The following is a 15524-nucleotide window of genomic DNA, read 5'->3' as shown; positions in this document are numbered from 1 at the left end:
AGCCATGGTGAAATCACCATGGCTTTTAGTTCAGAACCAAGTGTTATTCGTAATCGCTCATTGGAGGGCATGAACATACCAAATGCTTATCACCATAAACATTATCGACTCGCCCCACAGGTGGCCAGTATTTCTGACGCAGCAAAGAATCGACAGGATAAGCCGCTAACCCCTGAGAATAGCAGTGTTGCCAATCATGACGCAGCATAGATGCAGCCGTATGGGGCGCATTCACCAAGGGGTTGTCTTCCAAGCTGTATACACCATCTTCAACCGCATGAATTTCCTCGCGGATCTGAATCATGGCATCACAAAAACGATCAATTTCCCAGAGCGACTCACTTTCCGTCGGCTCAATCATCAAGGTTCCTGCAACCGGGAATGACATCGTTGGTGCATGAAAGCCATAGTCAATCAAGCGCTTAGCGACATCATCGACGCTGATTCCAGAGCTTTCTTTAATTGGCCTTAAATCTACAATACATTCGTGAGCTACTAAGCCATTTCGGCCGGTGTACAAGATCGGGTAGTGCTCGCTTAAGCGCTTGCTTAGATAGTTCGCATTTAAAATCGCGGCTTCAGTCGCTTGCTGCAAGCCCGCTGCGCCCATCATACGAATGTACATCCATGTGATCGGTAGAATACTCGCACTGCCCCATGGGGCGGCTGATACTGCCGCGCCTTTTGAGCTAGCAGACAAGACACGATGGCCAGGCAGGAATGGCTCAAGATGCTCCTTGACCCCAATAGGGCCAACACCAGGACCACCGCCGCCATGTGGAATACAAAACGTTTTATGAAGGTTTAAGTGGGATACATCACCACCAAACTTTCCGGGTTGACACAAACCTACCATGGCATTTAGGTTTGCACCGTCTACGTAAACCTGGCCACCATGTTGATGAACGATCTGGGCCACCTCAACAATACTCTCTTCAAAAACACCGTGGGTCGACGGGTACGTCACCATAATGGCAGCAAGATCTTGACTGTGGCGCTCGGCCTTTTCTCGCAAATCGGCGACGTCAATATTACCCTGCTCATCACATTTCACGACAACCACTTTCATGCCACACATCTGTGCGGAAGCTGGGTTGGTTCCATGTGCAGAACTTGGAATTAGGCATATGTCACGCTGCCCTTCCCCACGACTTTCATGATAGGCGCGCACCGCTAGCAAACCAGCATATTCACCTTGAGCACCTGAGTTAGGCTGCAGAGAGACGGCGTCATAACCGGTAATCTCACACAACATATCCTCAAGCTCACCGATCATTTGCAAATAGCCCTCGGCCTGATCAAGCGGCACAAATGGATGAACGTTAGCGAATTCTGGCCAGCTAATAGGCAGCATTTCGCTGCTAGCATTTAGCTTCATGGTACAGGAGCCCAGCGGAATCATCGCTCGATCCAAAGCGATATCACGATCTGAAAGCTCGCGCAGATAACGTAGCATCTGCGTTTCGCTATGATATTGATTGAAAGCGTTTTGGCTTAACAACTTATCATTGCGCAGAAGATTACCGGGAATAATATAGGCTGTCTGGGCCTCAATTTCGTCAAAGCTTAATTCGCCCTCCGGCTTGAATATCTCCCAGAGTTTACTGACTTCAGATCGCGAGCTCAGCTCGTCAAAAGAAAGGCCTAGCTGCGAGTCATCAACTAATCGTAAATTAATGCCCGCATCACGAGCACGATTAACAATCGCTTCGGTCTCTGCCCCGCTATGAACGGTAAGCGTGTCAAACCAAGATTTGTTTTTTACTTCAAACCCAAGCTGGCGAAGTCCCTGTGCGAAGACACTACACAAGCTATGCACGCGTTCTGCGATTTTACGAAGGCCAGCAGGGCCATGATATACCGCATACATGCTAGCAATAACGGCTAACAGTACCTGAGCAGTACAAATATTGGAGGTCGCCTTTTCACGGCGGATATGCTGCTCACGCGTTTGCAGCGCCAAACGATATGCAGGCTCTCCATTACTGTCTACAGAATTGCCCACCAGTCGACCCGGTAAAGAACGCTTAAATGATGCTCTAGTGGCCATATACGCCGCGTGCGGCCCACCAAAGCCCAGCGGCACACCAAAACGCTGTGCAGAACCAATAACCACGTCCGCACCCAACTCACCAGGAGACTTTAGTAACAATAAACTTAGAGGGTCTGCTGCAAAAACTACAAGACCTTTATTGTTATGGATAGTTTCAATAAGCGTGGAGTAATCTCTCAGCTCTCCATCAGCCGCTGGGTATTGCAACAAGACCCCGAAAACATCGTCTTGGGATTCGGCTTGGAGTGGATCAGCAATGACTAACTCAATATCAAGTGGCTCGGCTCTTGTTGCAAGAATATCGATGGTCTGAGGTAAGCACTGTGGGTCCACCAAGAAACGTCGAGATTTTGATTTTGACATACGTTGACATAGAGTCATCGCCTCTGCCGCCGCAGTCGCTTCATCTAGCATGGAGGCATTGGCGATTTCCATCCCTGTCAGTTCAGTGATCAGGGTTTGGAAATTAAACAGCGCTTCTAATCTACCCTGAGAAATTTCTGGCTGATAAGGCGTATAAGCCGTATACCAAGCTGGATTTTCTAATAGATTACGTAAGATTACGGTAGGTAGCCGACTATCGTAATACCCCTGACCTATCAAGGAACGAAAGCTTTGATTTTTTTCAGCAGTCGATTTCAATTCTTCCAAGGCTGCTGATTCGCTAAACGCGGAAGCAAGCCCTGGTAAACCATTGGATCGAATGTTTTCAGGGACTACGGCAGAGATAAAGCTAGCCATAGAATCGTAACCAAGATAGGCCAGCATTTTTTCTCTATCTTGGTGACTAACTCCAATATGGCGAGCGATGAATTCGCTTGAATTCTCAAGCTCTTTAATGGTCTTTTTAGGTTGTAACATACACAGCTCCAAGTACTAAGCTTGGGCACGGTATGTCCACCCAGCTCAATATTCAGCAGGAAACAAATATAAATCTATATTTCTGACTCTAAGATAAAACCTAGAGCCAGAGTTTTTCTGATTCACAAATTAACTTAATCGGCGGTAAATTCTTTATACTGTTCTTCAGTCATCAGTTCGCTAAGATCCACGCCATCTTTCAGTTGGATTTTCACAAACCAACCATCTTGCAGCGGTGACTCGTTAACCAACTCCGGGTTATCAGCAAGCTCTTCATTCACATCAACCACAGTTCCAGCTAATGGAGCAACAATTTCACCAGCCGCTTTAACAGATTCAATCACAGCCACCTCGTCGCCCTGATCGTATTCACTGCCTACTTCAGGAAGCTCGACAAATACCACATCTCCCAGTTGCTCTTGGGCGAATTCAGTAATACCAACTGTCGCTTGGGAACCATTAATCAATAACCATTCATGGTCTTTTGTAAACTTCATTTCACTCATCATATTCACCATTATTTATTGTTTAATTCAATCGACTTGAGATTAACCACGGAAATAGCGTTGTGGCACGAAAGGTGTTTTAGCTACCGTTATCGGAATGTCTTTATTGCGCACTCGCGCAATCAACTTTGTATCAGCTTTGGCCAGTGATGCTGGGACATAGCCCATTGCTACGGGTGCATTAATACTAGGACCAAAGCCGCCACTGGTAACTTCACCAACCTGGTTACCATCAGCGTCAAATATCCCTGCGCCCTCTCGCACTGGAACTCGACCCTCGACTAAAAATCCAACACGTTTACGTGAAACCCCTTCGGCAATATCATTCAAAACTCTTGCCGAACCTAAAAATCCAGCTTCCTTCTCTCCACCGGCTCTGCGAGTCTTACTAATACTCCAAATCAAAGAAGCTTCGATTGGGCTTGTTTCGGTGTTCATATCATGTCCGTAGAGACACAAACCAGCTTCTAGGCGAAGTGAATCTCTAGCCCCTAAGCCAATAGCTTCAACTTGCTTGTAGCTTAATAATAAGCGAGCTAGTTTTTCAGCCTGCGCATTGGCCACAGAGATCTCAAAACCATCTTCACCGGTATACCCAGAACGAGTGATATATACCGGCATACCATCAATTTCACTATGACAGCCATTCATAAAGGTCAGCTCGCAAGCTTGCGGTGCTAACTCTTGCATAAGAGCAGCCGCTTTAAGACCTTGCATCGCTAATAAGGCCTGATCTTCAAGAATTTCAAATTCGAAATCTTTTAGGTGCGATTGAAGATGAGCAATATCTTGTTCTTTACAGGCGGCGTTAACAACTAAGAAGAATGTCTCTTCGTCCCATTTACAAATAATAAGATCGTCTAAAATGCCTCCAGACTCATTGGTCAAAACCGCATAGGTTTGCTGATTAGGTTTTAACGCCTCTAAATCAACGGGGATCAGCTTCTCAAGGGCTGATGCTACATTCGCTCCGCGAATAATCAGCTGCCCCATATGAGAAACATCAAATAGCCCTACCTGATCGCGACAGTGTAAATGCTCGCCTTTAATTCCAAGCGGATATTGAACCGGCATGCTATAACCTGCAAATGGCACCATCTTTGCGCCGAGCTCGACATGCAAGTCGTAAAGTGGAGTTTTCAATTCTTCTGTCATATCTCGATACTCGTAAAATATTCGTTATTATTACTTCAGGCTTTTATTAACATTCAACAATGTTAACGGGGACTTCAACTACGTTAATGGCCAAGCCTCCACGTGCTGTTTCTTTGTATTTGGCTTGCATATCACGGCCGGTATCTCGCATGGTTTTGATCACTTTATCAAGTGATACAAAATGAGAGCCATCACCGCGGATAGCCATCCTCGCGGCATGAATCGCTTTTACTGAAGCCATCGCATTACGCTCAATGCAGGGAACCTGAACCAGGCCGCCAATAGGATCACAAGTCAAACCAAGGTTATGCTCCATAGCGATTTCCGCCGCATTTTCTACCTGCTCTGGAGTCGCTCCTAACACTTCAGCCAGACCCGCGGCCGCCATAGAGCAAGCAGAGCCCACTTCACCTTGGCAACCAACTTCCGCGCCACTAATCGAAGCATTCTTTTTATATAGAATGCCTACAGCAGCCGCGGTTAATAAAAAGCGCTCTACACCATCGTCATTGGCACCTGGCACAAACTGTCGATAGTAGTTAAGCACTGCGGGAACAATGCCGGCCGCACCATTAGTTGGTGCAGTTACAATTCTTCCGCCAGCGGCGTTTTCTTCATTCACTGCTAATGCATAGAGACTTACCCAGTCCAGTACCGTAAGTGGATCTGAGAGAGAAGCTTCGGGTCGCTGTAAAAGCTGATGATACAATTGACCTGCTCTTCGGCTGACCTTCAAGCCACCAGGCAAAATTCCTTCAGCGGCTATACCGTTATCAATGCACTCCTGCATGGTACGCCAAATATTGTGAAGGTAATTGCGCGTTTCGGATGCTGGCCGCCAAGCCTCTTCATTAGCCCACATTACATCCGAAATCCGAAGGTTCTTTTGTTGGCATATATCCAGTAGTTCGGCACCCGTAGAAAAAGGTAATGCGAGTTCACGAGCATCTTCGATAATGGCATCATTGCCCGCTTCATCTTCGCCGACAACAAAACCGCCACCGACTGAGTAGAAACAGCGCTCTTCTATTAAAGATCCATCTTCGGCATAGGCACTAAACTGCATACCATTAGAGTGAAATGGAAGCTCTTTACGGCGATTCAGAATCAAGTCTGTCTCGTCTTGGTAGGCCACTTTATGACAAGCCGCCAAATTAATCTGACCCTGTTCACGAATGCCCGCTACCCTAGCGCTAATATCTGCCACTACGACGCTTTCTGGCTGTTCACCTTCGAGACCCAACAAGACCGCTTTAGGGGTTCCGTGTCCAACACCAGTAGCCCCCAAAGAGCCAAACATCTCTGACTTAACTCTCGCCACCTGAGATAGGCATCCATCAGATTTAAGCTGCTCAACAAATTGCTGCGCAGCTTTCATAGGCCCAACGGTATGAGAACTTGAGGGGCCTATTCCGATTTTAAACAGATCAAAAATACTGATCGCCATGTTAATCACCTAATCCAGATTTACTTGTTAACGTAAACTGGGAATTGCACACAAAGCTGAAGCACTTTTTCCTTCACCAACTCAATGACTTCGCGATTTTCAATGTCATCGAGAACATCACACATCCAGTTGGCCAGCTCAGAAACTTGCTCTTCTTTGAAGCCGCGACTGGTTACTGCAGGCGTACCGAGACGAACACCACTGGTAACAAACGGTGATTGCGGATCGTTTGGTACAGTGTTTTTATTAACGGTAATATTTGCTTCGCCCAAAGCAGCATCAGCAGCTTTACCGGTGATCCCCTTGTCAATCAAGTCCAACAAGAACAAATGGTTTTCAGTGCCATTCGAGACAACTTTATAGCCACGCTGCTGAAAGGCCTTGGCCATAGCTTTAGCATTGTTAACAACTTGCTGCTGATAGTCCTTAAACTCGGGAGCAAGGGCTTCTTTAAAGGCTACCGCTTTCGCTGCAATAATATGCATTAATGGTCCTCCCTGAATTCCAGGGAAAATCATTGAGTTAAGTTTCTTTTCAATCTCAGGGTTAGAGCGCGCAACAATCAGACCACCGCGTGGGCCACGCAAGGTTTTGTGGGTAGTGGTGGTGACCACATCGGCTACTGGCACGGGGTTAGGGTAAAGACCCGCCGCAATTAAGCCGGCAACATGCGCCATATCTACAAATAGGTACGCCCCTACCTTGTCGGCGATATCTCTAAAGCGCTGCCAATCCATTACTAATGAATAAGCCGAAAAGCCTGCAACGATCATTTTAGGTTTATGCTCAAGGGCTAAAGCTTCTACTTGATCGTAATCCACTTCACCAGTTTCTGGATTCAGACCGTACTGCACGGCATTGTAGATTTTGCCTGAAAAATTAGGCTTTGCACCGTGGGTTAAATGACCACCGTGATCTAAAGACAAACCAAGAATAGTATCACCTGGCTGAAGCAAGGCCATGTAAACGGCCGCGTTTGCTTGCGAACCTGAGTGCGGCTGGACATTAGCATAATCAGCTGAGAACAGCTCTTTGGCTCGGTCGATAGCTAACTGCTCTACCACATCAGCATGCTCACAACCGCCGTAGTAACGCTTACCCGGATAGCCCTCAGCGTATTTGTTGGTCAATTGAGCACCTTGAGCTTCCATCACACGCGTGCTGGTATAGTTCTCAGAAGCAATCAATTCAATGTGTTCTTCTTGACGGCGATCTTCAGCTTCCAAAGCCGCCCAAAGTTCTTGATCAAAATTGGCAATTTTATCGTTATAATCAAACATCGCTTTCCCTCAATTCGTGGTTCGGACAGGAGTTTGATTGGATACTAATCAGCGCTTAACGATTTGTTAAATTAATAGTTATAATGTCTTCATAACAATTACTAATGACAGATCCCAAATGGAAGGTCGTTATCTTTCCCGGGGGCAAGCAGGAGAGGAGTGATGAAAAACCTGCCGATAGAGGTATTAAGAGCGTTTGTAACGATTGTGGAACTGGGTAGTTTTACCCAAGCCGGTGATTTACTTGGCCGTTCACAACCCGCTATAAGCTTACAAATCAAGAGGTTAGAAGAGCTTTTAAATCAAAAGCTTATCTCAAGAAACGGGCAAAATATCGAGCTTACCAAAACCGGTGAGCAGCTGTTCTATTATGCCAAGCGTATATTAGCGCTTAATGATGAGGCCGTGGCGAGCTTTAATGCCACCAGTGTTAGCGGCCAATTAAAATTAGGCATACCGAGTGAATTTGCGACGACCCTCCTGCCCAGAATTCTCAGTCGTTTTGCCAACACCTACCCTAACGTCAATTTAGAGGTTATTAGTGATCTTAGCCGCAACCTAATGAATGCCAGCGCTCAAAAACAATATGATCTGGTTTTGGTACTCCACGACGATCCTGATAAAGCAGGTACAGAGTTAATCAAAGAAGACGAGCTGGTATGGGTAAGCAGTCATAGCCATGACTGCCATATGCGCTCGGTCTTGCCATTAATCGTCGCACCGGAAGGCTGTATTTACCGTAACCGTGCCAACACCATGCTTGCCGAGGCTGGCTTACCTTGGAAAATCAGTTACACCAACCCAAGCCTATCGGGTATTCAAGCGGCCATCGAAGAAGGTCTTGGTGTCACAGTCCTTGCGAAGAGTAGTGTTCCCGAAGGTTTAAAAGTCATCAATAACTCTACCCGACTACCCAAGCTGGGTAAAATTGGAATTAGTTTAGTTAAACAGCCGAGCGAGCAAAGCGAAGCCGCCCAGCGTTTGAGTGAATATATAACGGCAAGTTTAGGGTAAGCTCTTTGGCATGCTGTAAGGGCCGTTAGTGATAGGTTCGCTGGAAGAATTAGGAAACCGCTGTCGATCTTCCTCGCTAGCCGTATCTCTACATTCGCCCAGCAATTGAGAACGGCCCATAGTAAAAGCTTCATGCAATACCATATAACCTTCACGACAAAATTCCACTTCGGCTAGTTTTTCTTCTAAGGAGCCCTGCGCCTGGGCTTTTACTTTTTCCTGCATTTTGGCAATCATATCGGTACGATTCTTATCATCGCCTTGACCACGACGAGCTCCTCCGGCCCCCATCATTCCGCCCCCTTTCATACCACCACCCTTCACTCGACCGCCTCGCTTGCGACCGCCGTCCGGGATTCCCTTCTGCAAAGTGTATTGAAAGCGTTTTGATCCGTCCTCGCTTATTTGAGTAACAAAATTTTCACTAAAGCCTTCTTTTTCAGGAGTACTACTACATGCCGCCACAAAGACGCTGCAGGCTAAAATAATAAGGGAAGACTTTGCCAGTTTGAGGGGCAATGGCTGGATAAAGTGGTTCATAAAGGCTCCTTTTGAATTCAGTAGCCTATATGATTTGATTTGCCTACTAGAGTTTCGGGCTTAAGAAAACTTCAATTTTTCTGCACAATCGTCATTCATAACCAGCTGATTTTTGCCGTTTTCCTTTGCTTGATACAGTGCTTTATCAGCAGCGGCAAGCCAGTCACGAGCGCTTTCACCGATAATAGCGCTAGCACCAATACTACTACTGGTGGGTATCTTCTGACTGCTATCTATATTACGACAGATCTTCTCTAACAAGTCCTTTGCATTAACCATTTTAACATCACGCAAGAGTAGCAATATTTCATCACCACCGTGGCGAAAAACTAAATCTGTAGAGCGACAGTTATTTTTGAGCAACTCCACAAGATTGACAATAGCGTCATCCCCCGCATTGTGACCCAGCTCGTCGTTAATACGCTTAAAATTGTCTAAATCAAGGATAGCTAGCACACAAGGACGTTCGAACTCTTTGGCAAAGGCGATACTGTCTTGCAAGATAGTTTCAAGTTGACGGCGATTGTAAGCGCCAGTGAGAGGGTCCGTCGTTGAATGCACTCGTAACAACTCTTGCATTTTACGGATTTTATAAGCGAACACATGAGCTAACGTAGCGACAGTGATCAATGATGCCTCAATACGAAACCATTGGCCTTGCTCGATAGTTTGAAAACCAAAGACACCACACAATACAATAACACCTGCATTAACCGATAAGCCGACCCAGACGGGTAACACAAAAGCTGAACTGACCAATATCGGGTAACACCAAAATGTGCCAGTTACCCCGAGAGTGGCTATCGGTGTTGTAGCTGATACGACCAATAAAAACAGCACAAGAAAGACAATCACTGCGGGTAAGGTGCTGTTTTTAAAATACATCCACAGGGATGCTGCAATTAAAGAGCAGACAAAGGCGCCATCAAGCACAGCCAGAAGCAGCCGCTCATTGATTACATTTACATAAGTCATTGCAATATAAATGCTGCTCAAGATCGTACAGATAAACAACAGCAATTTATGCTTTTGTCTATTGGACGCCGCCAAAGTATGGGTATCATCCCAGTTCGCTAAATCAAATTCATACATAAAAACAACCATAGAATTTAAACAGCCACACATCCCTAAGCTGCGATTCTACCTATTACTTATGAACAAAGGTGTAACTCACCCTATCTAGGGGTTACACAACCATGAGCTAATCGGGATATTTAAAACCCGAAGCTATTTCTATAGATTGAATTGACAGAAATACAAGTTAGATCAACTGTAATGTGTGACATGTCACACTTATTCTAAACTCGCCAAGCGCAAAGTAATCGCCTCTCGAAGTTTATCAATTTTGCCCACAATGGCACTCACTGCCGCCTCATTCTGCTCAATTTGCTCCCATTGAGCAGTCCAAGTCTGATGAAGCGTATCCGCCTTGTGCTTTGCATCATCGCCAATCAGCAGACTGAGATCTTTTACCAAAGCAACAGCAACCCAGCCGTGCCTTGGGCTCCAGATCTCCTGCTGGTCATAATGCAAGCTATACATACCCTGCTCTAGTTCTGAGAGCTTAAGTAAAACCTGGAAGGCTGCCGTTCGAGCTGTACTATTGTCCTCACTTATTTCAAGGCGCCATGCATTGTAAGCAAAACTGATACAAGCCGAAAAAACACTTAGCACGACGGTAATGTAATAGAACTTTAGACGACGCTCTAGTAGGTTATTGTCCATGCTTACTAGCCACTCCCATTTAATTTTCCAATATCAATACTTAGGAACGCTTGGTGAGAAATACAGCAAAACTCAAGATTAGCATGAGTATTAAACTGCCGCTAGAACAAAAGGCCACCGCTAAGCGCGCAATAATTAGGCGGCAAGCCAATGAAAAACAAAAAAGATAATGGAGTATTTAGGAGGGATGATATCGCCCGGTGAATACCGGGCGACATCATAAATACAGCAGAAAGACTTAGATACGATTAACTCGATTCAAACCTTCGAGCGCCGCGGTACGATAAGCCTCAGCCATGGTCGGATAGTTAAAGGTGGTGTTAACAAAATAATTGATATTATTCGCCTCACCTTCCTGATTCATAATCGCTTGACCAATATGAATAATTTCAGAAGCCTCTGCACCGAAGCAGTGAATGCCTAAAATTTCATGGGTATCAATATGGAAAAGTAACTTCAACATGCCCACGTCTTCACCGGATATTTGCGCACGCGCCGTGTTTTTAAAGAAGGCACGCCCTACTTCGTAAGGTACACGAGCTTCGGTTAGTTCACGCTCGGTTTTACCCAAGGAGCTGATCTCTGGAAGCGTGTAAATACCAGTAGGTGCATCAGTTACAAAGCGACATTCTTCACCATTGATGGCCATGGCGATCTCACGACCTTGATCATAAGAAGCACTCGCCAAGCTTGGCCAACCGATGACATCGCCAGCGGCGTAAACATAGTCGATATCGGTTTGATAACGATCGTTTACTTTTAGCTGTCCACGATGGTCTGCTTCAAGGCCAATAGCATCCAAATTAAGGTTATCGGTATTACCTGTTCGGCCGTTACACCACAATAGCGCATCGGCGCGCAGGCGCTTACCCGATTTAAGGTGCAAGGTTACGCTGCGCTCATTGGCCTCTACTCGCTCATACTCTTCCAAGTGGCGAACAGTCACACCACTATCGCGCAAGTGATAACTCAAGGCATCAGAAATTTCATCATCCAAGAATGACAGCAAACGCTCACGACTGTTAATCAAATCGACCTTAATGCCAAGGCCAGCAAAAATAGACGCGTATTCACTACCAATCACACCGGCACCGTAAATAACGATATGGCGAGGTGTATGATTCATTTCCAAAATAGTATCGCTATCGTAAACACGTGGATGATTAAAATTAACATCGGCTGGTCGATAAGGGCGCGAACCGGTAGCAACAACTATATGTTTAGCGCGAATGGTTTCCACAGCACCGTCTGGTAAGCGCACACGCACTTCATTCTCGCCACAGAAATTAGCCTCGCCAATGTGCAGATAGACACGGTTGCGATTGTAAAAACCGGTATGCAGATCAACTTGCTTAGGGATAACAGTTTTTGCAGATTTCAAAACCTTAGGGTAGCTGACGCGAGTCGACTCACCCATATGGTGAAATAAATTATTCTGGTTAAAGCGAATAATTTGTTTCACAACATGACGCAGCGCTTTTGAAGGAATAGTCCCCTTATGCGAGCAATTGCCCCCTACTACACCACGGTTTTCAATCGCACCAACACGCATGCCCTGCTTAACTGCTGCCATTGCAGCACCTTCACCAGCAGGCCCTGTGCCGATGACCAATACATCATAATGGTAATCGCTCATTGCCGATTACTACCTCTCTATTCCGTTACTGCTTCTTTAACAAAAACTGTCTAATAAAAATTACAGCGATACTTACTTTTTCATCGCATCGTTGAACAAATCGTTTTTACCGCTTTCTTCTGCAGCATTCGATTTGCCCATTTTTTCTTCTTCACATTTGCTTTCGTCGCCACCGCAAATGTCGCATACATAATTAGGATCTTTCAGTGCATCACCGACGCCGCCACAAGAGCCTGAAATCGGCTTACGGCCCATTAGGACACCTATGGACATCATCACAACCAATAAGGTAATGATTCCAAACGCGACTACATAAATCATGGTTCACCTCACCCCTATTAGGGTCAATCGTCTATCCCATCATAAGATGGGTTTTTACGCTATTGGACATAGGTCGCAAAAGCGCTGGAATACTTCTCTTTAAAGCCACTATTGGTTTTTACCAACATAAAAACTGCCAAGTTTTCTTGCTCAGCTAAGGCCATACCTTGCTCTGGCCCTGCGACGGTTATCACTGTGGCCCAAGCATCAGCTTCAGCAGAACTTGGGGCTAGAACGGTAACAGAAGCTAAAGCATGAGTAATCGGACGCCCTGTTCTCGGATCAATAGTATGGGAGTAGCGCACCCCCTCTTTCTCAAAATAATTGCGATAATCACCCGAGGTGGCAACGCCTTTATCGCTCACAGCAATTAAACGCTGCATACTTTGACCTGCCAAGCTACTGCTGGGTTTTTCTACCGCAATTTTCCATGGCGTGCCACGGTGACTCATGCCCTTTAGCATTAGCTCACCACCCACTTCCACTAGATAATTAAACGCACCGCAACTCTCAAGGGCCTCAGCAACTTTATCCGCCCCATAACCTTTGGCTACAGCGGATAAATTGAGTTCAACCGCTTTACCTTTTTTAAGACTTGAACCACTTATTTCTAAGCTATCACCACCGCTCAAAGCCATAGCATCAGCTATTTGCTCCTGACTGGGAACAGCATCTTCTGGTGAAGATTTTGGTCCAAAACCCCAAAGGTTAACTAATGGGCCAATAGTGATATCGAAAGCACCGTCACTGAGCTTGTAGAGCCGCTCACTTAAGCGTAGGACCTTTTCCATATCAGCTGAAAGCTGAGCGCTCTCACCGGCAGCCATTGCACTCAACTTACTGAGTTCACTATCCGCTATATAGTGTGACATCTGCTGATTGGTCAGCGCCAAGCTATTCTCAATACGCTTGGCAAGTTCGGTCTGATCACAACTGAAGCTTTCATTACGCTCCCCTTTTGGGGGCACTACCGCAACGTTGTATTGCGTCCCCATGGTAGGGCCACTAAAGCGCCAAGGCTCAACTTTTTGACTACAGCCTGATAAAAAAACGGCCGTACCTAAACAGAAGAAGGCCAGCAATGCTGGCCTCTTCCTATAGGCAGTTACCACTTTGGATAATGCCTTCATTGATTAACCACCGAAGTCATCAAGCAGGATGTTTTCATCCTCTACGCCCAAATCTTTCAACATGGCAATCACAGCCGCATTCATCATTGGAGGCCCACACATGTAGTACTCACAATCTTCTGGCGCTGGGTGATCCTTCAAATATTGCTCATAAAGCACGTTATGGATAAAGCCTGTTAGGCCATCCCAGTTGTCTTCTGGCTGAGGATCAGATAAAGCAACATGCCATTCAAAGTTGTCGTTTTCACGAGCAAGCATGTCGTACTCATCATCGTAGAACATCTCACGAAGTGAACGAGCACCGTACCAGAAGCTCATCTTACGCTTAGACTGCAAACGCTTAAGCTGATCGAAAATATGTGAACGCATTGGCGCCATACCGGCACCGCCACCGATGAATACCATTTCGTTATCGGTATCTTTAGCGAAGAATTCACCAAATGGACCGTATACAGTAATGGTATCGCCTGGCTTCAAACTAAACACATAAGAAGACATCTGACCTGGCGGTAAGCCTTCGGTGCGCGGTGGCGGAGTTGCAATACGGATATTGAACTTCACTACACCCTTCTCTTCTGGGTAGTTCGCCATTGAGTAAGCACGGATAACCGGCTCATCAACTTTGGACTCTAGATTAAAGAAACCAAAGTGCTCCCAATCACCGCGGTACTCATCTTCGATATCGAAGTCAGAGAATTTAACGTGGTGCGGAGGACATTCAAGCTGAACGTAACCACCAGCACGGAAGTCTACGTTTTCACCCTCAGGAAGCTTCAAGGTCAACTCTTTAATAAAAGTCGCCATATTCGGATTTGATTCAACAGTACATTCCCACTGTTTCACACCGAATACATCTTCAGGTACTTCAATAACCATGTCCTGCTTTACCGGGGTCTGACAAGACAGACGCCAGCCTTCAGCGGCATCACGCTTAGTGAAGTGTGATTCCTCAGTTGGCAGCATAGAGCCACCACCGGAGTTCACTACACACTTACACTGTGCACAGGTACCACCGCCACCACAGGCAGAAGGCAAGAACAAACCGTTACCTGCCAAGGTTTGTAGCAACTTGCCACCGGCCGGTACGGTTAAGGTTTTCTCACCATTGATTTCAATATTTACATCGCCGGAATTAACCAGCTTAGCGCGGGCGCCAAGAATGATGAACACAAGCGCGATTACAATCACGGTGAACATCACAACGCCAAGTATAATAGTTAGATTCATACTGGCTACTCCTTACAGGCTGATACCGCCGAAGGACATAAAGCCCAACGACATCAAGCCAACAGTGATAAAGGTAATACCTAAGCCCTGCAGGCCATCGGGTACGTCGGAGTATTTCATCTTCTCGCGGATGCCAGCCAAGGCTGCAATAGCCAAAGCCCAACCTACACCAGAACCTACACCGAACACTACAGACTCGCTGAAGTTGTAGCTACGCTCTACCATGTACAGGTTTGCACCCATGATGGCACAGTTCACGGTAATCAACGGCAGGAATACACCCAAGGCGTTGTATAGAGCTGGGAAGAATTTATCCAAGACCATCTCTAGAATCTGAACCATCGCCGCGATCACACCAATAAAGGTAATCAAGCTTAGGAAGTTCAGGTCAACAGAGGCGTAGTCTTCACCCAACCAAGACAAGCCACCTTCAGACAGCAAGTAGGTGTACAAGACATTGTTGACTGGTACGGTGATCGCCAATACCACGATAACCGCAACGCCAAGACCAATAGCCGCTTCTACTTTCTTAGAGATCGCCAAGAAAGTACACATTCCCAAGAATGCCGCCAGGGCCATGTTCTCGATAAAAATCGAGCGAACAAACAAACTAATAAAATGTTCCATGA

General features: G+C 46.1%; 14 protein-coding genes. 1 reads left to right on the top strand and 13 read right to left on the bottom strand.

Annotated features, from left to right (window positions below):
• Nucleotides 1–43: 43 nt before the first annotated feature.
• From gcvP to glyA, 5 genes are all read right to left on the bottom strand, one after another.
• Nucleotides 44–2914 carry an aminomethyl-transferring glycine dehydrogenase gene (gcvP, locus tag Q1A08_RS00765; protein ID WP_299768282.1) on the bottom strand — a complete coding sequence of 957 codons (2871 nt, stop codon included), beginning with the start codon at nucleotides 2912–2914 and terminating at the stop codon, nucleotides 44–46.
• 134 nt (nucleotides 2915–3048) lie between these two features.
• Entirely contained in the window at nucleotides 3049–3423 is a 375-nt protein-coding gene (gene gcvH / locus Q1A08_RS00760) for a glycine cleavage system protein GcvH (protein ID WP_363323482.1), read from the bottom strand.
• Between the two features lie 39 nt (nucleotides 3424–3462).
• Complete coding sequence (gene gcvT / locus Q1A08_RS00755) at nucleotides 3463–4575, bottom strand: glycine cleavage system aminomethyltransferase GcvT (RefSeq protein ID WP_299768276.1); 1113 nt, start codon at nucleotides 4573–4575, stop codon at nucleotides 3463–3465.
• Nucleotides 4576–4621: 46 nt separating this feature from the next.
• Nucleotides 4622–6022, bottom strand: coding sequence for an L-serine ammonia-lyase (locus tag Q1A08_RS00750; protein ID WP_299768273.1), 1401 nt, complete (start codon nucleotides 6020–6022; stop codon nucleotides 4622–4624).
• 20 nt (nucleotides 6023–6042) lie between these two features.
• On the bottom strand, nucleotides 6043–7302 hold the full coding sequence (gene glyA / locus Q1A08_RS00745) for a serine hydroxymethyltransferase (protein WP_299768269.1): 1260 nt from the start codon (nucleotides 7300–7302) through the stop codon (nucleotides 6043–6045).
• A gap of 162 nt (nucleotides 7303–7464) precedes the next feature.
• Between glyA and Q1A08_RS00740 the strand changes: the two genes are divergently transcribed.
• Nucleotides 7465–8316 (top strand): LysR substrate-binding domain-containing protein, encoded by an 852-nt coding sequence (locus Q1A08_RS00740; RefSeq protein ID WP_299768265.1) that lies wholly within the window; start codon nucleotides 7465–7467, stop codon nucleotides 8314–8316.
• Here the strand turns inward: Q1A08_RS00740 and Q1A08_RS00735 are convergent.
• From Q1A08_RS00735 to nqrE, 8 genes are all read right to left on the bottom strand, one after another.
• Nucleotides 8308–8856 (bottom strand): hypothetical protein, encoded by a 549-nt coding sequence (locus Q1A08_RS00735; RefSeq protein WP_299768262.1) that lies wholly within the window; start codon nucleotides 8854–8856, stop codon nucleotides 8308–8310. The genes Q1A08_RS00740 and Q1A08_RS00735 overlap by 9 nt on opposite strands.
• A gap of 60 nt (nucleotides 8857–8916) precedes the next feature.
• Entirely contained in the window at nucleotides 8917–9948 is a 1032-nt protein-coding gene (locus Q1A08_RS00730; RefSeq protein WP_299768260.1) for a GGDEF domain-containing protein, read from the bottom strand.
• Between the two features lie 201 nt (nucleotides 9949–10149).
• The gene (locus Q1A08_RS00725) at nucleotides 10150–10581 is read right to left on the bottom strand and encodes a hypothetical protein (protein WP_299768257.1); all 432 of its coding nucleotides are present in this window, start codon (nucleotides 10579–10581) and stop codon (nucleotides 10150–10152) included.
• Between the two features lie 238 nt (nucleotides 10582–10819).
• On the bottom strand, nucleotides 10820–12217 hold the full coding sequence (gene sthA, locus Q1A08_RS00720; protein WP_299768255.1) for a Si-specific NAD(P)(+) transhydrogenase: 1398 nt from the start codon (nucleotides 12215–12217) through the stop codon (nucleotides 10820–10822).
• A gap of 72 nt (nucleotides 12218–12289) precedes the next feature.
• On the bottom strand, nucleotides 12290–12538 hold the full coding sequence (gene nqrM, locus Q1A08_RS00715; RefSeq protein WP_299768251.1) for a (Na+)-NQR maturation NqrM: 249 nt from the start codon (nucleotides 12536–12538) through the stop codon (nucleotides 12290–12292).
• A 59-nt stretch (nucleotides 12539–12597) separates the two neighbouring features.
• A complete protein-coding gene (locus tag Q1A08_RS00710; RefSeq protein WP_299768248.1) occupies nucleotides 12598–13668 on the bottom strand; it encodes an FAD:protein FMN transferase in 1071 nt (356 codons plus the stop codon).
• A 3-nt stretch (nucleotides 13669–13671) separates the two neighbouring features.
• Nucleotides 13672–14895: an NADH:ubiquinone reductase (Na(+)-transporting) subunit F gene (gene nqrF, locus Q1A08_RS00705; protein ID WP_299768245.1), complete on the bottom strand. Its 1224-nt coding sequence runs from the start codon at nucleotides 14893–14895 to the stop codon at nucleotides 13672–13674.
• A 12-nt stretch (nucleotides 14896–14907) separates the two neighbouring features.
• Nucleotides 14908–15522 (bottom strand): NADH:ubiquinone reductase (Na(+)-transporting) subunit E, encoded by a 615-nt coding sequence (gene nqrE, locus Q1A08_RS00700; RefSeq protein ID WP_299768243.1) that lies wholly within the window; start codon nucleotides 15520–15522, stop codon nucleotides 14908–14910.
• Nucleotides 15523–15524 lie beyond the last annotated feature (2 nt).

Source organism: uncultured Pseudoteredinibacter sp. (assembly GCF_947500695.1).
Taxonomy (GTDB): domain Bacteria; phylum Pseudomonadota; class Gammaproteobacteria; order Pseudomonadales; family Cellvibrionaceae; genus Pseudoteredinibacter.
This window is presented reverse-complemented; position numbering and strand designations above follow the sequence as displayed.